The following is a 20,804-nucleotide window of genomic DNA, read 5'->3' as shown; positions in this document are numbered from 1 at the left end:
GTGTGACAAGGCGATCTGACCTCCTGGACCGGCTCGGCCGCGGCGGCTGCGCAGTCATCGCCGGCGGCACCGACTTCGTGCCGATGTACGCCGCCGGGGTGATCTCGGCAGGCCACGCACTCGACATCACGGGCGTGCCTGAACTCACACGGGTCGACGTGAGCGATGACGGGATCGACATCGGAGCAGCCGTCCGGCTCGCCGATGTCGCCAGACTGACGGCAGGTTTCGCAGGCGCCGTCGCAGACGGAGCAGCGCTGGTCGGGTCCACTCAGACCCGTGCGCGGGCGACGTTGGGCGGCAACATCTGCCGTGCCTCTCCGTCGGGTGACACCCTGCCCGGGATGCTGACCGCACAGGCCCAGATGGTGGTCGCCTCCGCTGCGGGTGAGCGCCGGGTGCCTGCTGAGGAGTTCTTCATCGGGCCGGGCCGCACCGCGTGCCGATCCGATGAGATCCTCGACCGAGTTGAGATACCCAGAAGCAGCGGGGTGTCGGCCTACGTGCGATCCACCGTGCGCAACGCGATGGACCTAGCGACAATCGGTATCGCGGTGAGCTTCACGTTGTCTGACGATGTGGTGGGTCAGATGCGAATTGCCGTCGGTGGGGCAGGCCCCCGCCCGCTGCTGATCAACGGCGTCGACGGCATCGCCGACGCGCTGCCGCTGGCCGCCGTCGAGGACCACCTCGTCGCGCTGGAGGCGTTGGTACAGGAACAGATCAGCCCCATCGACGACACCCGTGGCAGCGCCTGGTATCGCCGTCGACTGGTCGCACCGATGTTGCGGTCGGCGATCACCGGTGCCCGCCAACGCGCCGCCCAACCTTAGGGAACAGCCCTGTGACTCCAGTAGCGGTCATCACCGGCGGCGGCCAGGGGATAGGTGCTGCCACCGCCCGACGGCTGGCCCGAGACGGATACGCCATCGCACTGTTCGACCTGAAAGTCGACAATGCACGGCAGGTCGCCCACAGCCTCACCGGTGAGGCCCGTGCCTACGAGGTGGCGGTGACAGATTCTGACGCGGTGGCGGCCGCGATGGCTGAGGTGAAATCGACCCTGGGTGCCATCGAAGTTCTGGTCAACAACGCCGGCGTGTGCACCGAGGTGCCCTGGAATGAGCTGACGGTCGAGGAATTCCGCCGTGTGCTCGATGTCAATGTGACTGGGGTGTTCGTCTGCACGCAGGCCGCGGCGCGCCAGATGATCGAGTCATCGGTGTGCGGCCGGATCGTGAACCTGGCCTCCATCAACAGCCGTTCGGTGTCGACACCAGGACTGTCCCACTACGCAGCGTCCAAAGGTGCGGTGCAGATGCTGACCCGATCTACCGCGCTGGAACTGGCGCCGCACGGAATCCGGGTCAACGCGGTTGCCCCGGGAATCGTGGAGACCCCGTTGGTGTCTGCGTCACTGACCTCGCCGGAGCGTCGGGCCCATTTCGAAAACCGCATCCCCCGAGGCCAATTGACAGGTGCCGACGACGTCGCCGAAGTGATTGCGATGCTTGCACACCCCGGCCTGAACGCCGTCACCGGAGTGACCGTGCCGGTGGATGGGGGCGAACACATAGGCGGCGCCCGCGTGTGATGCGCCCGCTCCCACGAAGGATCTGAGGCCAGTGAGGGATTCCCCACATCAGAAGACCGCAGCCGAAGGCTGGTCCTGGCAGCTGGACGCCCGCTGTCGGCAGGAAGACCCGCGGATCTTCTTCACCTGCGAGGGAGAGCGTGGCGCGGACGCACGGCGCCGGGAATCCAGTGCGAAGGCAGTGTGCGCGGAATGTCCTGTGGTGCAGTAATGTCGGGACTTCTCGCTGACAATCGGCGAGCCCTTCGGGGTCTGGGGCGGGCTGTCCGAAAAAGAACGAGTGAACCTGCTGAATCCGGGCCGCCGGGCGCGCGGCGATCGGAACGTGGCGACGCCCCTCGCGTGACTAGAGAAATCGGCCAGCCGCGCTGACAGTGACACACGAATATCTACGCGAAAACAACAATGGAGGGGCAGTGACACAACGATTTGCCGGCAAAGTCGCGTTGATCAGCGGCGTCGCCCGGGGACAGGGGCGTAGCCATGCACTTCGGCTCGCCAGCGAAGGGTGCGACATCGTTGCCTTCGACGTCGCCCAACAGATCGACACGGTGCCTTACCCCATGCCGACGGTCGCCGACCTCGAACAGACCGCGCGCGACGTGGAGGACTGTGGCGTTCGTGTGGTGTTCGGGCAGGTCGATGTGCGAGACCGGACAGGGCTGGAATCCCTTGTCGCCCAGGGCGTCGACCGGTTTGGCGGGATCGACATCGTCTTGGCCAACGCTGGCATCTCGCCGGAGCAGCCTGATGAGCTGGACCCCGAAGCCATCTGGTGCGATGTCATTGACATCAACGTCACCGGCGTACGCAATACTGTGCGCGCAGCGCTGCCGTCGATGATCGACCGGGGCCGAGGCGGCTCAGTGGTCATCACCAGTTCGGTGCAGGGGCTCAGTGGACGCGGTGGCACCGGCACGGCCGCAGGCGATGCCTACGTCGCTTCCAAGCACGCCGTCACCGGTCTGATGCGCACTTGGGCGAACTGGCTGGCGCCACACGGTATTCGAGTGAACTCGGTGCATCCGTGCGGCGTCAACACGCCAATGGTGATCAACGACGCACTGCCGGCATTCTTCGACAAGTATCCCGCCAGCGCGGCGTCGCTGTCCAACCTGATGCCCGTCGACGTCATTGAATCAAGCGACGTCAGTGGCGCGATCGCATGGCTGGTATCTGATGAGGCCCGCTACGTCACCGGTGTGGCGCTACCCGTGGACGCTGGGTTCCTCGTGAAGTGATGGCATTGAATGAGGCGCCGGACTGGCAGGGCAGACGAGATATGTACGGCCCCTTCGGATGTCAATGCGCGGCTCGCTCGTTTTGCAATCGATTGCTCATAATACGGGCAGAAGCTAGTATGACTGGATGATCGACGCGTACTTTCACGCGGCTGCTCGCACTGCGCGTGCCCGGTTCAACGGAGCGCTGGGCTACCGGTGCCAGTGCCTAGGACTAGCCATTGCCCCAGAGAAGACGGAGGGCCGGCGATGACCGTGGTCACCGACGACGCGGCAGCGGCTGTCGCTGGAATCCGCGACGGTGCAACCATTCTCGTTGGGGGATTCGGCATGGCAGGCATGCCCACCACCCTCATAGATGCGCTGATCGTCCAAGGTGCCTCCGACCTGACGATTGTCAGCAATAACGCTGGTAATGGCGACACTGGTTTGGCCGCGCTGTTGTCGGCCGGCCGAGTTGCCCGGATCGTCTGTTCGTTTCCCCGCCAGAGTGATTCGTACGTGTTCGACACGCTCTATCGCGCCGGCGAGATCGACCTGGAAGTTGTCCCTCAGGGCAACCTGGCTGAACGGATGCGCGCCGCTGGGGCGGGAATCGGGGCATTCTTCTGCCCGACAGGATTCGGCACCGAGTTGGCCGGTGGCCGAGAGACCCGCGTTATCGACGGACGCAGCTACGTACTCGAGTATCCAATTCGCGGCGATGTCGCACTAATCGGTGCCCATATGAGTGACCGGATGGGGAACCTCGTCTATCGGAAAACGGCGCGAAACTTCGGACCGGTCATGGCAACCGCGGCGGATCTGACTGTCGTCGAAGTCTCCACGGTTGTCGAGACAGGCCAAATCGATCCCGAAGTGGTAGTGACACCTTGCATATACGTTGATCGGGTGTTAGATCTCAGCGCCGTGATGACGCCCGACTTGGAGGCCTCGTGACCTTCGCCCGCACTGTTCTCCGGACCGAGGAGCATCTCGATCGCGGCCCGCTCGGGCGAGACGAGATGGCGCAAGCCGTGGCGGCCGACATCCCGCCCGGATCGTTCGTGAACCTAGGTATCGGGCAGCCAACGAAAGTGTCGGACTTCCTGGCGCCGGGAAGCGGTGTCATCCTGCACACCGAGAACGGAATGCTGGGCATGGGTCCTGCTGCCGTCGGTGACGATATCGACTCGGATTTGACCAACGCGGGCAAGATTCCGGTGACGGAGCTTCCGGGCGCCTCGTACTTCCATCACGCCGACTCATTCGCAATGATGCGCGGCGGCCATCTCGACGTCTGTGTCCTCGGCGCGTTCCAGGTTTCGGAACACGGTGACCTTGCCAACTGGCATACCGGCGCATCCGGTGCGATCCCCGCGGTCGGGGGAGCGATGGACCTTGCGATCGGCGCGAAGGACGTCTTCGTGATGATGACGTTGTTCACCAAGGACGGAGCACCGAAACTCGTCCCGCAGTGCACGTACCCACTCACCGGGGTGGACTGCGTCAGCCGTGTCTACACAGAGGTCGCGACATTCGCTGTCGGAGTGGGTGGAGTGCGCGTGATCAGCACCTACGGCATCTCAGTCGACGAGCTTCGGCATCGCCTCCAGGTCACAATCAAACGACTCGAAGAATAAGGGCCCTTTCGCGATAGGGAACCTTAAGCGACGCGAACGGATCGACCACCCTGGGGCGGCCGCGGATGCCGTCGGTCGGGGTGTTGGGGTGCGCCGGATCCGCGTCCGCGCAGATCCGTCGGGACTTCCTCTGCTTGCCCGCCTCCGGGTGAGGTTGACGGGCGATGTTGCTCCCAGCACCACCACGGCGACAACCCAGCGGGCCATGCCATGGTCGTACGGTTCAGGCCGCGCGCCTACACGGCAGGCGTCACGTCGCCGCCGGAACCCTTGGTCGAAGCCTTCGCACGATTCTCGGCCCGCACGGCCCTCTTGCCCCGCACGAACCCGGTCGCAGAGACCGACGCCGAGAGCAGGGCGCCCTCGCCGTTGACGAACGGGTGGAATCCGACGCCGGCGCCACCGCGTCCCTTCACCGGAATGTCGGCGACTTCGGTTACCTTCCAACCTTTTTCGGAGATGGATAGGATGGCCTCGCCGTTCTCACACGTGAGCGGCAGTGCGGCGATGACCGCGTCGTCGTCGGCCGCCAGCTTCACTCCGGCCACCCCGTTTCCGGCCGCGCCCTGCGGATTCACCGCGGCGGGGTCGATGCGCAGCACCTTCCCGCGTCGGGTCACCAGCGCCAGGTGGGAACCGGGCGCCAGCACGCCTGAGCCCAGCAGCCCGGTGATGTCCGGGGCCACCGGGATGTCGCGGATCTTGAACGGCAGCCCGCTGCCGGTGGTGAACTTGATTCGCCCGTCGGTCCATACCGCCCAGCCCAGGCCCGAGGTGAGCAGTTCACCGTGGCTGTCGGAGAACACACCCCGGTCGTCGAGGCGCCAGGAGGTGTTGACCTTGCGCTCGCGGGGTCCGTCGTCGTCGGAGCCGGCCGTCACGGGGGTGGCCTCGAGGTCCAGCACGGTGCGACGGTCGTACTCGGGGCCCTTGAACAGTTTTGCGGTCTCCACCAACTCCTGATCGATCACCTTGCGGCGTGCATCGGGGTTGGACACCAACTCCGTCAGCGCCGCGAACTCGGCGTCCAGTTTGTCGGCCTCGGCCTGCAGTTCGATGACATCGAGTTTGGTCAGACGGCGAAGCTGCAGTGCCAGGACATAATTGGCCTGCTCTTCGTCGATCTTGAACCGCTCCTGCAGTCCCTGCCGTGCCTCATCGACGGTGTCGGACCCACGAATCACCGCGACAGCGGCGTCGATGTCCAGGTGGATCTTCATCAGGCCGGCCACCAGATGGCGCCGTGCGGTGACCTTGTCCAGCCGATACTCGCTGCGGTGCAACACCACCGAGTCACGCAGGCGCAGGAACGCGCCGATCAGCTCACGCACCGACCACCAGCGCGGCACCCGGTCCTCGTCGAGCGCGACCAGGCTGGCCGCGAACGTCGACTCCAGCGGGGTCAGGGCGAGCAGCTGGTCGCGGATCGTCTCGGCGCTGTGGCCGCGCTTTGCGGTGACCACGATGCGCAGACCGTTGCGGCGGTCGGTCAGATCGGACATATCGGCGACGCCCGACATCTCGCCGGACTCGACCAGCGCCCGGATTCGTTCCTGCACCGTGTTACTGGCGACACCGGGCGGTAGCTCGGTGACGATGACGTTCTTCCCGTCGATGGACACCGTGCCGCGCACCGTGAACGCGCCCCGGCCGGTGGTCATGTACTCCCGCAGCCCGGCCGTGCCGACCACGGTGGCCCCGCATCCCCAGTCCGGGCCGGGAATGAGCTTCATCAAGGTGTCGTCGGTGGTGTTGGGTCTGGCCAGCAGCGCTCGGCAGGCAGCCATGATCTCGCGCGGATTGTGGGCGGGCACCTTGGTGGCCCAGCCCTCGGCAATGCCCACGGCGCCGTTGCAGAGCAGCACCGGCCATTGAGCCGGCAGCATCGTCGGCTCGGTCCACTCACCGTCGAACGTCGCCACCATCGGCACCGCGTGATCGTCGAGTTCGGCGGTCAGCGCCGCTCCCGGTGCCGACAGCCGCATCTCGGTGTAGCGGTCAGCGGCGGGAATGTCACCTTGGATGCGGGGGAATGCCCCCTGTCCGTCAATGACTTTCACGCGCTGGAAGTCGGCGGCCATCAGCGCCGCGGCCCCGTACATCGACGCGCCACCGTGCGGGTGCAGGTTGCCGGTGACCGCGGAGCAGACCTTCGAGGACTTCTGCGGCTTGTTGCCGGGCAGCAGTTTCGAGTCGTGCATCTGGTAGAGCAGCCGTCGCTGGCCCGGCTTGAGCCCGTCGAACGCGGACGGGATCGCGCGATCGCTGACGCTGTAGAGCGCGAAGGTCAGCTGGTAGTGGTTCCAGTAGTCATCGGCGCTCTGGTCGCGCACCAAGTCAGGATTCTGCTCAGGAACATCTAGGGTGGCGGGCGCCATGTTCTTCCAAGTCTCCTAGCTGATGTCGAGCGCAGTGGTGTCGACGCGGGAGGCGATATCGGCCATCCACGTGCGCCGGCCTTCTGGCGGCCCGCCGAACAGAGTGTGGTGCAGCTTGGCTTCACCGTCGTCGAGATGAACCCGAATCACGGTGCGCCGGTGCGGATCCAGCACGGTGTTCCAGAAATCCTCGGCGTCCATCTCGCCGAGGCCCTTGTTGCGCTGCACCTCCACCTTGCGTTTGGAGGTGGCCTTCAACTGCGCCACCGCGGCGTCGCGCTCGGACTCGTCCTGGCAGTAGATCCGCTGTGTGCCGTCCTTGACGACGAACAGCGGCGGCAGCGTCACGTAGACCATCCCGGCTTCGATGAGTGGCCGGTAGAAGTCCAGGAACATCGAGATCAGGCTGGAGTTGATGTTGCCGCCGTCGGGGTCGGCGTCGGAGGCGAACAGGATCCGGTCGTACCGGCACAGTTCCGGGTCGCAGTGGTCACGCACCCCGCAGCCCAGGATGCGTTCGATCGAGTCGAACTCATCCTTGACCCGTGCCTTGTTCAGCGTGAATCCGTAGACGTTGGGCGGCTTGCCCTTCAGCGGGAAGGCCGCCTGGAAGGTGGCGTCGCGCGCCGCTTTGATGGTGCTCAGCGCGGAGTCGCCCTCGCACACGAACAGCTCGGCACCCGATCCGCGTCCGGTCTCCCGGCTGGGCAGCAGCTTCGTCGGCAGCGACAGATTCGTACCCAGGCCCTTGGCCTTCGATGCCGCGCGGGAGCGGGCCTTCGCGCCCTCGGCGCTGCGTCGCGCGCGGGCCGCCTCCAGGGCGAGCTTGGTCCACAGCGACACGGTGTCGCCGTTGGCGGGGTTGGCCGCCCAGATGGTGACGCCGCGCGCCACGTCCGGGGCCATCGCCACGTTCAGCGATCGCGAGGACACCGCGGTCTTGGCCTGTGAGTCCCATGCCACGTCGGGCGCGCGGGTGTCGACAGCCAGCGCGGTCACCGCGGCGAAGTCCTGTGGCTCCGGGCCATCCTCGCCCTTGGCCAGGCCCAGGTCGCGGATCCGGGAGGCCCGGTCGGCCAACGCTTCGGACAGCCCCTTGACGGCGGCCGTCAGATGCGAGCCACCGCCGGGGGTGCGCACGGTGTTGCAGAACGCGGCCACGGTTGCCGGTTCGGCAGGTCCCGCGGTCAATGACCAGCGGAAGGGGGTGGGGCCGCGCCCGGTGGTGTACTGACCGCGGCCCTCCACGACGGCCCGCACACCTGGCGCGGGTGTGCCGGCGGCGGCACACATCAGGTCGAGCAACGTGTCGGTGCCCCACGGGCCGCTGAACGGCTCGATCAACTCGGGCCGGATCTCCTCGCCGGGCCAGCCCTCGTCGGCGACGATCAGGTGCACCCCCGGCGACATCCGCGCCGCGGCGTGCGCCCGCAGCAGCACCTCGTTGACGTCCACGCTGGAATCCGGCACCACGGTCGGGTCGAACAGGATGCGGACCGTCGTGCCGTGCGCGTCGGGCTTGCGGTTGCCGGCGCCGCGCAGTTTCTGCGCGTCGGCGCGGGTGAACGGCGCGGTCGGGTCGAAGTCCTTACCGTCGAACACGCCGGGGTAGCCGCTGCCGAAACTCTGCAGATAGGTCTTTCCGGCCCGGCGCACCGTCACGTCGGTTCGTGCGGAGATGAACACTGCCGCCGCGGCGCCGATACCGTTCAGACCGGCACCTGTGCTGACCGCGTCGGTGTGCGCGGAGAACTTGCCACCGGCGCGCGCGGTACCCAGCGTCTTGACGATGCCGTTCTTCCCGGTCACCGGGTCCGAGTCGACGGGCAGGCCGCGGCCGTCGTCGGCGACGCTGACCGAGCCGTCGTCGTGCAGGGTGATCGTCACAGTGGTTCCGCCGTGGCTGGGATCGGCGACCTCTTCGATCGCGTTGTCCACCAGCTCACGCAGTGCGGTGTTGAGTACGTCGAGACCCAGGTTCACCGCCGGCCGCAGGCGTGTGTGTTGGACATCATCGAGTTCGGTGATGTCGGCGGCGGTGTAACTCACTGCTCGTCCTTTCCATCAAAGCCGGGAGGGGTGCCGGAGGAATGGTAGACGGCCGGGGTGACATCCAGCGCATCCCTGCCGGTGCGCGTCACGGTCCGAGATGCTTGCACGCCTCGCGCTTCGAGAGCCCGCTGAGCTGATGTTCGCGTGCCTCGACGAAGGCCCGAACCCACGCCGGGTCGGTCCTGGCGTATTGCCGCAGCGCCCAGCCGATCGCCTTGCGGATGAAGAAGTCGGTGTCCGCGGCGTTGGCGTCGATCGCGAGTGTGAGCAGCTCCAGGTCGGTGTCGTGTTTCGCCCCCAGCTGAGCGATGACCGCCGTTCGGCGTAGCCAGAGGTTCGAGTCGGTCGACCATGCGACAAGGGTGGATCGCACCTGTCTGGGATGCGACGCGAGGATCGGGCCGATCAGGTTCGCGGAGATCTCGTCGACGGTGTCCCACCATGCGCCTGTGACGATCAGAGTGCGGTACAGCGGAACCCTGGCCGGGGTCTGATATCCCCGGTACAGCCGGCACTGAGCGAGTTGAATTGCGGCGTAACGCTCTTCACGGAAACCTGCTCCGCTGAACAACTGCCCGACAGTGTCGTCCAGCGACTCCTCCGAGTCGAGGCGGTGCGTGTCGAAGACCGTCCGACAGATGCGACGCACCTCGGGGAGGCGGACACCGTGGAACGGCATCGCCGATTTCATGTACCTCTGCATCAGCGGTGCGCGGTCCGGATCGCCCGCGGCGGCGAGCTCGTGGCGCACTCGCGTGATCAGCGCGACGTCGGCAGCCCCGACCCTGTCCGTGTCCACGCACCCAGGCTATGGGCTGGCTCCTATGCGTCGTAGTCGACCGAGACGGTCGGGCTTGTCGGATGCGCCTGACAGGTCAGCACATAGCCGGCATCCAGTTCGGCGGCCCCGAGCGCAAAGTTCTGGTCCATCTCGACCGTGCCGGAGATGAGCTTGGCCCGGCACGTGCCGCACGCGCCGCCCATACAGGAGTAGGGGGCGTCACTCCGGTTCTGTAGGGCGCCTTCCAGGATGGACTCCCCGGGTGCCAGATCGACCGTCGCCTGCTGTCCGGACAGGGTGAAAGTGACTGTGGCAGGGGGGTAGTCACCATTGGCTGTGCTGCCGGGGGAGTAGCCGGTGAACAGTTCCATGTGGATTCGCTCCACGGCGACACCATGGCCGATCAGCGTGTTCCGGGCGGCGGTGCTCATATCGATCGGGCCGCACAGGAACCACTCGTCGACGGTGTGGGGCCGCAGGTCGGTGGTCAGCCAGCGCTGGAGCTTGTCCCCGTCGATCCGGCCGCGGAACGCAGGGGTGTGCAGCGGCTCGTCGGTCAGCACGTGTCTGACCTCCAGGCGGTCGGCGTAGCGGGACTCCAGCCGGGCGAGATCGTGCCGGAACATTGTCGAGTCCTTGGTGCGGTTGCCGTAGATCAGCGTGAACCGGCTCTCGGTCTCGATCTCCAGCACCGTTTCCAGGATCGACAGCACCGGTGTGATTCCGCTGCCGGCCACCAGACCCACATAGTGCCGTCGGGCCAGCGGATCCAGCGGAGTGCCGAACCTGCCCGTGGGGGTCATCAGCTCCAGAACGTCACCGGCCTGCAGTTCGTTGGCAACGAAACTCGAGAACGCGCCCCCGGGAATGTGTTTGACCGCAATCCGCAGCTGGGCGCGGGTGGCGGGCGCGCAGATCGAGTAGCTGCGACGAACCCCCACACCACCGAGATCGGTGCGCACGGTCACATGCTGGCCGGGTTCGAACCGGAACTCATCGCGCAGCGCTTCGGGCACGGCGAAGGTCACCAGGGTGCTGTCCTCGGTGATCGGGTCCACCGAGGCCACCGGGATGCGATGCAGCACCGCGTGCGGGGCGCTCGACCGCGGCGGCATGTAGACCGGCACCACCCGGCCGAGCCTGCTGTTGAGCCGCTTCCACTCCCGGTACTCGCCCGCGTTGAGGTGCTGGCCGAACACCGTGGTGATCGCGGCATCGCGCTCCAGGTAGGCCTCTTCGTTGCGCTGCCAGGTCTTCCGGTAGCGGTAGAACGGCACCGACGGGTGCAGGTGGTGCACCAGGTGGTAGTTCTGCGCGAGCATCAGCGGGGTGTACAGCCACTCCATGCCCACGCGGGCCCGGGTCGCGCCGTAGCGATTGCTGCGCTCGGTGTCGGCCAGCCCATGATGCGGCAGCCAGTCGAACCACCACACCAGGACGACGAGCCCGATGCGCTGGGGGATCAGGAACACCACCGCCAGCGTCGCGAGATTGCCGGTGCCGATCGCGATGATCAGCCCCACCAGGCACAGGATCAACAGCCCCAGGGTCTCGGCGACCTCGGGTTTCGGGCGGCTCCGCAGGGTGCGCAGGATGAACCTGCCGTACAGCACCTCGGGGAACGGCCAGCGCAACGGCATCTGCCACCACCGCGAATGTGAGGCCCACGCGTCGGGGTCGTTCTCGTCGTCGTTGGAGTGCCGGTGGTGCTCGATATGGACGAACGCGTAGGTGGGGAAGGAGATGATCGGCACCACCAGCAGCCAGGCCATCCGCCCGACGACACCGTTGACCCAGCGTGTGCTGCTGATCGCGTAGTGGATGGCGTCGTGGGTCACCGTGAACATCACGAACGTGACCACGGCATTGATCGCGATGGTGGCCGCAGCGGGCAGCCAGCCCTGGACGTACCCGACCGTCGAGCCCAGGAATGCCATCCACCCCACCACGAGGAGCGCCACGGTCGGGAGGGCGAGCCCGGGCACCGGGGCACCCGGGTCCGGCAGTGGGCGGCGGTCGGGCAGTGCCGTCGCCGTGTCGAACTCTGCTGCGATGGACATGAGCTGCTCCAGGGCTGTCGGTGACGGCTGCCGCACGCAGAACCGCTCAGGACAACGCTATGAACCGTGCGAACCGAAAACGACGTCCTCAGGGCACCAACCGCGTGTCTCCCTTTGTCTCCTGAAGACAAGTAGGGTGCGGGCATGTCCCAGCGAAGTGACGGCGATTCAGTGGCTGAATCGGCAGCGGCGGTGGTGGGTCGGCTGGCCGCCAAGCTCGATGAGGTCACGGCCCGCACCCAGCGAGTCCTGATGGATGAGGTCGCCGACCTGCATGGCGACGCGCAGCTGGTGCAATTGATGCGGGACAACGTCGCCGCGAACATCGACACCGTCTTCTCGGCGATCCGGCACAGCATCCCGGTAGAGCACGTGGAGGCGCCGACGGCGGCCCTGGAGTACGCGCGGCGGCTCGCCCAGCGGGACGTGTCGGCCAATGCGCTGGTGCGCGCCTACCGGATCGGCCACCAGGAGGTGCTCAAGATCCTGCTCAAGGAGCTCCGCGACTCCGATCTCGACGCACAACGTCAGCTCGATGTCTTCGAGGAGATCCTCGCCGTGACGTTCCGGTACATCGACTGGATCACCCAGCAGGTGCTCAGCACCTACCAGCACGAGTACGACCGCTGGCAGGAGAGCCGAAACCGTGTGCAGGCGGAGGTGATTCGCGGCGTGCTGGAGAGTGACGACGACGTCGACATCGACGCGACCTCGACGGCGCTGCGCTACCCGTTGCGGCGCACCCACCTGGCCCTGGTGCTGTGGTTCGAGGAATCCGATGATCAGGATGAACTCGGTGTCATGGAGCGGTACGTGCAGGACTACGCCGCCGCAGTGGGCGCCCGGGACCGCGCCCTGTTCGTCTCGGCGGACCGCTTGACCGGGTGGGCCTGGATACCGGTGGAATCCGACTCCGCCCCCGTGGCGCCTGTTCCCCTCGACGCGCCGCTGCACGTCGCCGCGGGCCGGCCCTTACCGGGGCTGGCGGGGTTTCGCCGTTCGCACCGACAGGCGCAGCGTGCCCGTGCGGTGCTGACCGCGGCGGGCGCCGGCCCTGGCCGGGTGGTCAGCGCCGCCGAGCCGGGGCTGATGCTGGCCGGCCTGGCCGGAGGCAATCTGGATGAGGCGCGGGTCTGGGCGGCCGAGGTCCTCGGACCGCTGGCGTCGGCCGGTGCGGCAGACGAACGCCTTCGTGAGACCCTGCGGGTGTTCCTGCGCGCGGGATCGAGCTACAAGGCCGCCGCAGGGGAGCTGCACCTGCACTTCAACTCGGTGAAGTACCGCGTGGCGCGTGCGATCGAGCGCCGAGGCCGACCGATCACCGATGACAGACTCGACGTGGAAGTTGCTCTGCTGCTGTGCCATTGGTACGGCACCGCGGTCCTTGCCGCCTAACCCGTCGACGACCCGGGACCGCGACATGGACGAATCTCGACACCGGCCCGTCAGGAGGTGCTGACATGAGACTCTGCTCGCCGCGATGCGTCGTTTCTCCGACCTCCTCGACCGCACGGCGCGATACTGAACAACTGGCGCAGCCGAAGCTCAGCCTCTGATGGGGAGGGCCAGACGATGAGAAGAGGAACGGCGGAATGACTACTGCCACTGCAGATTATCGCTCTGAGAGGGGCTTGGCCCGTGTCGCCCAGTCGCTGGCCGGTTGGACGGAGAAGTGGTTTCCCGACGCCTACGTCGTCGCCCTGGCCGGTGTCTTCGTCGTCACCGTCGCCGCACTGGTCAACGGGTCCTCGCCGCAGACGGTCGCCAATGCCTTCGGCGACGGCTTCTGGGATCTGACCGCCTTCACTCTGCAGATGGCCATGGTGGTGCTGACCGGATATGTCGTTGCCACGAGCCCACCGGTAGCCAAGCTGATCGAACGCCTCGCAACCGTGGCTCAGTCGGCAAGGACCGCGGTGAGTTTCGTTGCGTTCCTGTCCATGTCGGTGTCTTTCCTGAACTGGGGGCTCAGCCTGGTGTTCGGTGGCCTGTTGGCCCGGGCCATCGCACGTCGAACCGATCTGCGGGTGGACTACCGTGCGCTCGGTGCCGCGGCCTTCATGGGGCTGGGCGCGGTGTGGGCCCTGGGGATGTCATCCTCGGCCGCTCAGTTGCAGGCGACCGCCAGCTCGCTGCCCGATGAGCTACTGAAGATCACCGGGGTTCTCGACTTCGGCACGACGATCTTCACGTGGCAGTCCCTCCTCACATGCGCCGTCCTCATCGCGCTGACCGTTGCCATCGCTCACTTCTCCGCACCGAGGGGGGCGGCCATCAAGACCGCCGAGGATCTGGAGGTGGACCTCGACGGCCAGACCGAGGAGGTGCCGCCACGCTCGCGGCCGGGGGAGTGGCTCGAGTACAGCCGTGTCCTGCCAGTGCTGGCGGGCCTGATGACGTTGGGGTGGCTGATCTCCCAGCTGGTCACCAAGCCAGTGCTGACCGTCGTCAGCAGCCTCAACGGGTATCTGCTGGTCTTTCTCATCCTGGGACTCGTACTGCACGGGACGCCGCGCAAGTTCCTGCAGGCCGTTGCGAAGGCGGTGCCGGCCGTCGGCGGCATCCTCGTCCAGTTCCCGCTGTACGCCGCCATGGCGGCGATCCTCACCAAGGCGGAGGGCCGCGGCGGCCACACCGTCTCGGATCAGCTGGCGGCGGTGTTCACGAGTGTGGGCGGCGGGGCCTTCGCGGTCGTCATCGCCCTCTACACCGTCGTGCTGGGTCTCTTCGTCCCGTCCGGCGGCGGCAAGTGGTTGGTCGAGGCTCCGTACGTGATGCAGTCGGCCACCGATGTCCAGATGAACCTGGGCTGGACGGTTCAGATCTACAACGTGGCTGAAGCGCTGCCCAACCTGATCAATCCGTTCTTCATGCTGCCGCTGTTGGCGGTGCTCGGCCTGCGGGCCCGAGATCTCGTCGGATTCACGTTCCTACAGTTCATCTTCCACCTGCCGGTGGTGCTGGCGCTGGTGTGGCTGCTCGGAATGACCTTCGACTTCGTGCCCCCGGTTGTACCTTCTACACCCTGAGCCACCGGGCTACTGGCTTCGTTCGGCAACTAACAACGACAGGAGTCCCGGAAACTCCCGGTCGATGTCTGTCCGTCGCAGTAGCACACCTTTACGGTTGCCGTAGTCGGTCAACTGAATGATCCCTGAGTCGTTGAGGACTCGAAAGTGATGCGTGGCAGTCGATTTAGTTACCGGTAATGCAAATGACGAGCAGGTGCGTTCAGTGTCGGTACTTGCCGCTGCCAGTTCGGCGACCACCCCTCTGCGGTGCGGGTCGGCCAGTGCCGACAGCACAGCCCCAAGCGTCATCACTGACCCCACTGCACTACATCCCCTCACCCAGGTACGACTTGCGTCGTACCTGACGCATGGCTAACCTCGTGTACGAAAGTCATCGTACCTTGTCGGGTGGCATCCAATCCGCGACCGAGGAGTCCTCATGGGCCAACAATTCAATGAAACCGTCGCCGTCACCGGCGCCACCGGAGCGTTGGGCAGCCGAATCGCGGCGGAACTTGCCAAACGCGATGTTCCGCAACTCCTCGTGGCCCGCAACCCGACCGGTCTGCCGAAACTCGCAAATGCCCAACACCGGGGGCCTGCCGAGTACTCCGATTCCGCGGCCATGCGTCGCGCGCTGGACGGCGCATCGACTCTGGTACTCATCTCGGGACACCCGACGGGCCGGCGCCTGGAGGAGCACGCGAGTGCGGTCGAGGCGGCACTCGCCGTCGGTGTCGAACGAGTTCTCTATGTCTCGCTGCTCGGGGCGGGCCCCGTCGCGACCTACCGCAACGCCCGCGACCACTGGCTCACCGAGCAGTTCATCGCCGGAACCGGGGTGCGCCACACCATTTTCCGCGCGGGCTTCTACGGTGCGACACCGGCCGCGCTCGCCGATGAGGATCTGGTGATCAGCGGGCCGGGCGGAACCGGGCGAGCGGCGTTCGTCACGCACGGCGATATCGCCGCAGTCGTGGCCGCCGTGGCACGTGACTCCGGTACCGAACACGACGGCGCCATTCTTGAAGTCACCGGTCCTGAATTGCTCACTCTCGAGCAAGCGGTCGCGAGAATCTCCACGGCGACCGGGCGGCAGTACCGTTACCACGCGGAGACCCTCGAAGAGGCATTCGGCCGTCGCTGGAAGCAGGGCATTGCGGGCAACCAGATCGAAGCGTGGATCTCCTGGTATCAGGCCATCGCGCGTGGCGACGTCTCGGCACTCACCGACGTTGTTGAGCGGGTTACGGGTCATCCAGCCACGCCGATCGAGCGTTCCGACTGGTGGCCAGAACCCAATACGGCCTACTGAGCCTGGCGGTGCGCTCTATTCCACCATCGTGAAGTCGTCACCGCCGGCTCGACCATTGACGGCACTACGGTCTTCTCGGCGACGCCAACACCACGTTCGCGACGACTAGCGGGGCCCATCCGCACGGGAACACCCTTGGCGTGGCAGACGACATCCTTGAACACGAATGGCGGGTTGAGGTGGCGCGCCTGATCATGCTGTCGGAGGGTTCTCGGGCCTCTGGCTGATGGGGAGGCCGGCCGCTCAGCGCAGGTTGGCGTGTAGCCGCCGCACCTGGTCCTCGGTGACGCCGACGGCGTCGAGGTACTTCGCCACCGACCCATACTCCTCGTCGATCACCCGAAAAACGGTGTGCAGGTATACCTCTCGCACGCCAAGCACCTCGTCGGTCAGCTGCGCCTCGGCGAAGGTCGCGATCTCCTTGGTCTGCTCGTCGGTGCGCTTGCGCAGCGACTCGAGGATCTGCTCCTTGAGCGGCGGTATCGCATCATTGCTGCGCAGGTAATCGGCCATCACCGCGTCGCGATCGACGCCTACCGCCTGTAGTGCCACCGCGACGGTGAAACCAGTGCGGTCCTTACCCGCGAAGCAGTGCGCCAGCACCGGACGATCGTCGGCCAGTAGCGAGATCAGCTGGCGGACAGCAGATTGCGCACCGGCCAATCCCGGGTACTTGGCGTACTCGTCGGTCATGTACCGGCCGGCCACGACGGCAACGTCCTCACCGGTACTCGAGGCCAGGGACTGCTCGAAAGCCTGCTCGTGTGGCGCCTGCTCGCCGACTTCACGGAATGGCAGTCGGTGAATCGACACGTCTCGGGGCACCAGGCCCGCGCCGCGCCGTTCGACCTCACGGTCCGACCGGAGATCGGCGACATCGGCGATCCGGAGGTCGAGCAGCGCCGACCGGCCACCGTCATCGAGCCTGCTCAGCTCGCTGGAGCGGTAGAGCCTGCCGGGTCGAATACCCGTCTCCTCAGCGACATCACGAAAGTTCCAGGCACCCGACAGTTCGTCGCCATGGGATCCCATTACGCGATCACCGCCGTGCTCGATTGGCGGCTCGCCGCCGTAGCCATCGTGGACTTCTCCCGGCCCAGTTCATTGCGGGCGATGGTGCGCATGTGGACCTCGTCGGGCCCGTCGAACAGCCGCATCGCGCGGTGCCAGCCGTACATCCGGGCCAGCGGGGTGTCATCGCAGATGCCTGCCGCGCCGTGCACCTGGATCGCCCGGTCGATGACATTGCATGCCATCTGCGGGGCGACCGCCTTGATCTGCGCGACCAGCTGGCGGGCCTCGATGCTCTTATTGCCGTGCTGATCGATGGTCCACGCCGCCTTGTGGCACAGCAGCCGGGTCTGGTCGATCTCGTTGCGGGACTGGGCGATCTGCTGCTGCACCACACCCTGCTCGGCCAACGGCTTGCCGAACGCGATGCGGGTCTGCACCCGGTGGGTCATCAACGCGATCGCGCGCTCGGCCACACCGATCGCGCGCATGCAGTGGTGGATGCGGCCGGGCCCCAGGCGTGCCTGGGCGATCGCGAAACCGCTGCCCTCCTCGTCGAGCAGGTTGCCGACCGGCACCCGCACGTTGTCGAAGCTGACCTCGCAGTGGCCGTGTTGGTCCTGCCAGCCGAACACCGGCAGCGAGCGCTCAATCGAGACACCTGGTGTGTCGACCGGGACGAGGATCATCGACTGCTGCTGATGGCTGGCCGCGTCCGGGTTGGTGCGGCCCATCACGATGAGGATCTTGCAGCGCGGGTCGGCCGCACCGGAGATCCACCACTTGCGGCCGTTGATGACGTAGTCGTCACCGTCACGCAGCATCGTGGTCTGAATGTTGCGGGCGTCGCTGGAGGCCACCGCGGGCTCGGTCATCGCGAACGCGCTGCGGATCTCACCGGCCAGCAGGGGTTCGAGCCACTGCTTGCTCTGCGCCTCGTTCGCGAAGAGGTGCAGCGTCTCCATGTTGCCGGTGTCGGGGGCGGCACAGTTGAGCGCCTCGGGGCCCAGCTCCATGCTCCAGCCACTCAACTCGGCCAGCGGGGCGTACTCCAGGTTGGTCAGTCCCGACTCCGAGGGCAGGAAAAGGTTCCACAAGCCCCGTGCCTTGGCCTTCACCTTGAGTTCCTCGATCACCGGCGGAACGGTGTGATCACCTGGTCCGGCCTGTAGCCGGTACGCGTCGTAGGACTCCTCGGCGGGGAACACCTCCTCGATCATGAAGGAGGTGAGTCGATCGTGGAAGTCCTGCCCCTTGGCCGACATCGCGAAGTCCATGACCGCCACGATATGACACCCGTCGAGATGGCCCCCGGGCACGTCAGGCGTCGGGCGCGGGCTCAAGCACCGTCACGAGTCCCGTACCGCCGTCGACTTCGATCAGGGTGCCGGTCGGCAGTCGGGTGGCCGCGCCCCGGGCGTTGACCACACACGGCACACCGAACTCACGGGCCACGATCGCCGCATGCGACATGTGCCCGCCGAGTTCGGTGACGACGGCCGCCGCATAGGCGAACGCCGGGGTGTAGCCGACGTCGGTGACTTTCGCGACCAGGATCTCGCCGGGCTCGAGATCATCGATGGTCTCGGGGTGCACGACGCGCACCCGGCCGCGCACGACACCCGCACAGACGCCCAACCCGTGCAGCACGTCGCCGCTGGTCAGTTCGGTCGTGGGCGCCGCGGTCGGAGCCCAGGAGCCGCTGAACGCCTCCGGTGGCACCCGGCGCTGCAGCTCGGTCTGCTGCGCCCGGCGCCTGGCCACCACTGCTGCCAGGTCCGGAGGCGGCGCATCCAGTTCGTCGACCAGCAGGTAGAAGACGTCATCGGGCTGCTCGACGGTGCCCGCAGCGACCAGCCGCCGCCCGTACTCGCGGAGCAGTCCGCGCAGCAGCCAGATGGTGCGGACCATGCGGTCGCGGCGGACCTCGCGGTCGCGCATCTGGCCCGCGGCCGCGGCCGCGACGGGGCGCACCCACAGCGGAATCGTGGGTGGTTGCGGTGGCAGCCACGCCGGGGCCTGCAATGTCTTGGCAACCATTCGTAGCAGCAGTCGCGGGTCATCGGAGAATGTGGCGCAACGCATTTCGACCTCACCCGGGCCGCGGTGGCCGATGACGCCGATCTCGCGTTCCAACTGAGCCGCGAACCGGGGTGCGGTCTGCGCCAGGGTGGCGGGGTCGGGATCGGCGGTGCTCAGCAGCGCCGCCACCGCCGGGTCACGCCGCGCGGAGGCCGCCAGCCGGTGCACCGCGCCAAGCGACTGTGCGCTGGTGATGTCAGCACCGGTCGACGGCAGCACGTCACGGCCGCACAGGATCCGCAGGATCATCCCGTAGGCGGTGCATACCAGGATCGACGCCGACGCCAGCACCCACGCATGCACGACGTGGTCGCGGGCCAGCGTCATCAGCTCACGCAACTGCTGGTCGTCGAGGTCGGCGACATCGGCGGCGCGCGCCTCCAGGCGCGTCACATCGCCGACGAAGTCGCGGGTGTCCTGACCCGACCCGGCCGTCAACCCCAGCAGATTGTTGGCGAAGGTGAGGACACCGCGCACGTGCCCGACGATGTTGCGCCGATTCACCGGTGGTAGCTCGTCACCGAACAGCGGAAGCCCCTCGATGGTCCGGCCGAAGAATCCGTTGATGATCAGGTCCGGATTCACCAGCGGAACGGTCTGGGCCATGAAGTGGCCAGAGGTGATACCGGCGTACAGGCGGTGACCGAACACCCCGGTGGTGCGCTTGGACATCTCGCGCTGCACGGCGCCGCCGGGCCGCAGCCGCTGCGATATCACCAGCGCGGCAGCCCTGGTGCCACGCACGGTGACCGACGCCGACGACGGCGAGAACGGTCCGGGCAGGGCCTCGGACAGGTTGGTCGCGACGAACGCCGGGAACCGCGGGTCGATTGGCGTGTCGAACTCACCGTTGGCGCCGCCGATCCCGGCGGGCACCGGCGCCACGCCGTCCTCAGACGGTGTGTCCACCGCCGGGATCTCGCGTACTCGCGGCAGGCGCCACGGCAGGGCCACGACACGATGGCCGACGGCGAAGCGGGCCCGGCACACCAACGCGAAGTCATCGACGCACTGCGCCGCGGTCCACGTGGGCGCGCAGTTCCACTCCTCGCGCAGGCGACGGGTGTCCAACGGTGCCTGTGGCCCGGGGTCGGCGACCGGCAGGAACCGTGTCGGCACCCGCAGCAGCGGCCGTCCCAAGGCTCCCGCGATGGCGCGGATCGTGGTGTGGCCCTCGGCGGCGACGTCGATGACGCCGGCCGGCAGGCTGGAATCCGTTACGGCGCGGACGAACACGCGTTGCAGGTCGTGGGGGTGCACCACCTGAAGAGGCCGGTCGACGATCTCGCCGGAACGCAGTTGCACCGGCCGGGCGAAGGAGCGCAGCACCGCGTCATCGACCGAGCGACCGAGTACCAGCGGAAATCGGACCGCGATGCACTCGACGTCGCTCGGTGGCTGCACGTGCTGGCCCAGCGGTGCGGCCATGACGATCCGTCGCGCGCCGGTGACGGGCAGGGGCACGGCGGGATCACACCAGGCCACCACATCTGCATCCAACGGGCCGCTGGTATCGGTGGTGAATGCGACTGAGCCCGGCCAACTCTCGGGACGCGTGGAGCCGACGCCGGTGACGTTGTGGCCGAGGCTGGCCAGCCGCATCGCCACGCCCTGACCGAGGAGGGTGTCGGCGCCGGTGACGACGACCCTCATCGCG

16 protein-coding genes and 1 pseudogene are annotated in these 20,804 nt (G+C 66.9%); 9 read left to right on the top strand and 8 right to left on the bottom strand.

Annotation, left to right across the window (positions count from 1 at the left end; genetic code table 11):
* The first annotated feature begins 2 nt into the window (after nt 1-2).
* The 6 genes and pseudogenes from ACZY0X_RS26365 (at nt 3) to ACZY0X_RS26340 (ending at nt 4,457) form a co-directional block, all read left to right on the top strand.
* Nucleotides 3-833 (top strand): FAD binding domain-containing protein, encoded by an 831-nt coding sequence (locus tag ACZY0X_RS26365; protein WP_463774633.1) that lies wholly within the window; start codon nt 3-5, stop codon nt 831-833.
* 11 nt (nt 834-844) lie between these two features.
* Nucleotides 845-1,594 carry an SDR family NAD(P)-dependent oxidoreductase gene (locus ACZY0X_RS26360; protein WP_463774631.1) on the top strand — a complete coding sequence of 250 codons (750 nt, stop codon included), beginning with the start codon at nt 845-847 and terminating at the stop codon, nt 1,592-1,594.
* 31 nt (nt 1,595-1,625) lie between these two features.
* Nucleotides 1,626-1,940 (top strand): annotated as a pseudogene (locus ACZY0X_RS26355) (WhiB family transcriptional regulator).
* A 70-nt stretch (nt 1,941-2,010) separates the two neighbouring features.
* A complete protein-coding gene (locus ACZY0X_RS26350; RefSeq protein WP_463774630.1) occupies nt 2,011-2,835 on the top strand; it encodes a mycofactocin-coupled SDR family oxidoreductase in 825 nt (274 codons plus the stop codon).
* A gap of 249 nt (nt 2,836-3,084) precedes the next feature.
* Entirely contained in the window at nt 3,085-3,774 is a 690-nt protein-coding gene (locus ACZY0X_RS26345; protein WP_463774629.1) for a 3-oxoacid CoA-transferase subunit A, read from the top strand.
* Nucleotides 3,775-3,839: 65 nt separating this feature from the next.
* Nucleotides 3,840-4,457, top strand: a complete 618-nt coding sequence (locus ACZY0X_RS26340) for a 3-oxoacid CoA-transferase subunit B (protein ID WP_463774847.1) — start codon at nt 3,840-3,842, stop codon at nt 4,455-4,457.
* 236 nt (nt 4,458-4,693) lie between these two features.
* On the opposite strand, the gene ACZY0X_RS26335 is transcribed toward ACZY0X_RS26340, so the two are convergent.
* The 4 genes from ACZY0X_RS26335 to ACZY0X_RS26320 form a co-directional block, all read right to left on the bottom strand.
* Entirely contained in the window at nt 4,694-6,835 is a 2,142-nt protein-coding gene (locus ACZY0X_RS26335; protein WP_463774627.1) for a DNA gyrase subunit A, read from the bottom strand.
* A gap of 15 nt (nt 6,836-6,850) precedes the next feature.
* Nucleotides 6,851-8,884, bottom strand: coding sequence for a toprim domain-containing protein (locus ACZY0X_RS26330; RefSeq protein WP_463774626.1), 2,034 nt, complete (start codon nt 8,882-8,884; stop codon nt 6,851-6,853).
* 88 nt (nt 8,885-8,972) lie between these two features.
* Entirely contained in the window at nt 8,973-9,686 is a 714-nt protein-coding gene (locus tag ACZY0X_RS26325; protein ID WP_463774625.1) for a DNA alkylation repair protein, read from the bottom strand.
* Between the two features lie 23 nt (nt 9,687-9,709).
* The gene (locus ACZY0X_RS26320; protein ID WP_463774623.1) at nt 9,710-11,728 is read right to left on the bottom strand and encodes a fatty acid desaturase; all 2,019 of its coding nucleotides are present in this window, start codon (nt 11,726-11,728) and stop codon (nt 9,710-9,712) included.
* A 144-nt stretch (nt 11,729-11,872) separates the two neighbouring features.
* On the opposite strand from ACZY0X_RS26320, the gene ACZY0X_RS26315 reads away from it, so the two are divergent.
* Together ACZY0X_RS26315 and ACZY0X_RS26310 are read left to right on the top strand one after the other, a co-directional pair.
* Complete coding sequence (locus tag ACZY0X_RS26315; protein ID WP_463774622.1) at nt 11,873-13,123, top strand: PucR family transcriptional regulator; 1,251 nt, start codon at nt 11,873-11,875, stop codon at nt 13,121-13,123.
* A gap of 197 nt (nt 13,124-13,320) precedes the next feature.
* The gene (locus tag ACZY0X_RS26310; RefSeq protein ID WP_463774621.1) at nt 13,321-14,757 is read left to right on the top strand and encodes a short-chain fatty acid transporter; all 1,437 of its coding nucleotides are present in this window, start codon (nt 13,321-13,323) and stop codon (nt 14,755-14,757) included.
* Nucleotides 14,758-14,766: 9 nt separating this feature from the next.
* Here ACZY0X_RS26310 and ACZY0X_RS26305 read toward each other — a convergent pair whose 3' ends face one another.
* Nucleotides 14,767-15,033, bottom strand: a complete 267-nt coding sequence (locus ACZY0X_RS26305) for an ArsR/SmtB family transcription factor (protein ID WP_463774619.1) — start codon at nt 15,031-15,033, stop codon at nt 14,767-14,769.
* A 145-nt stretch (nt 15,034-15,178) separates the two neighbouring features.
* Between ACZY0X_RS26305 and ACZY0X_RS26300 the strand changes: the two genes are divergently transcribed.
* On the top strand, nt 15,179-16,054 hold the full coding sequence (locus ACZY0X_RS26300; RefSeq protein ID WP_463774618.1) for an NAD(P)H-binding protein: 876 nt from the start codon (nt 15,179-15,181) through the stop codon (nt 16,052-16,054).
* A 243-nt stretch (nt 16,055-16,297) separates the two neighbouring features.
* On the opposite strand, the gene ACZY0X_RS26295 is transcribed toward ACZY0X_RS26300, so the two are convergent.
* Genes ACZY0X_RS26295 through ACZY0X_RS26285 form a run of 3 tightly spaced genes read right to left on the bottom strand, consistent with a single transcriptional unit; the run spans nt 16,298 to nt 20,800 of the window.
* Entirely contained in the window at nt 16,298-17,086 is a 789-nt protein-coding gene (locus tag ACZY0X_RS26295; protein ID WP_463774617.1) for a tyrosine-protein phosphatase, read from the bottom strand.
* Complete coding sequence (locus ACZY0X_RS26290; RefSeq protein WP_463774846.1) at nt 17,086-18,330, bottom strand: acyl-CoA dehydrogenase family protein; 1,245 nt, start codon at nt 18,328-18,330, stop codon at nt 17,086-17,088. Before ACZY0X_RS26290 ends, ACZY0X_RS26295 begins: the two co-directional genes overlap by 1 nt.
* 55 nt (nt 18,331-18,385) lie before the next feature.
* Complete coding sequence (locus ACZY0X_RS26285) at nt 18,386-20,800, bottom strand: PEP-utilizing enzyme (protein ID WP_463774615.1); 2,415 nt, start codon at nt 20,798-20,800, stop codon at nt 18,386-18,388.
* Between the last annotated feature and the right edge of the window lie 4 nt (nt 20,801-20,804).

The sequence above is a fragment of the Mycobacterium sp. IDUB_39 genome (genome assembly GCF_055419205.1).
Note: the sequence above shows the minus strand (reverse complement) of the source record. Positions and strands in the feature narration are given on the sequence as shown.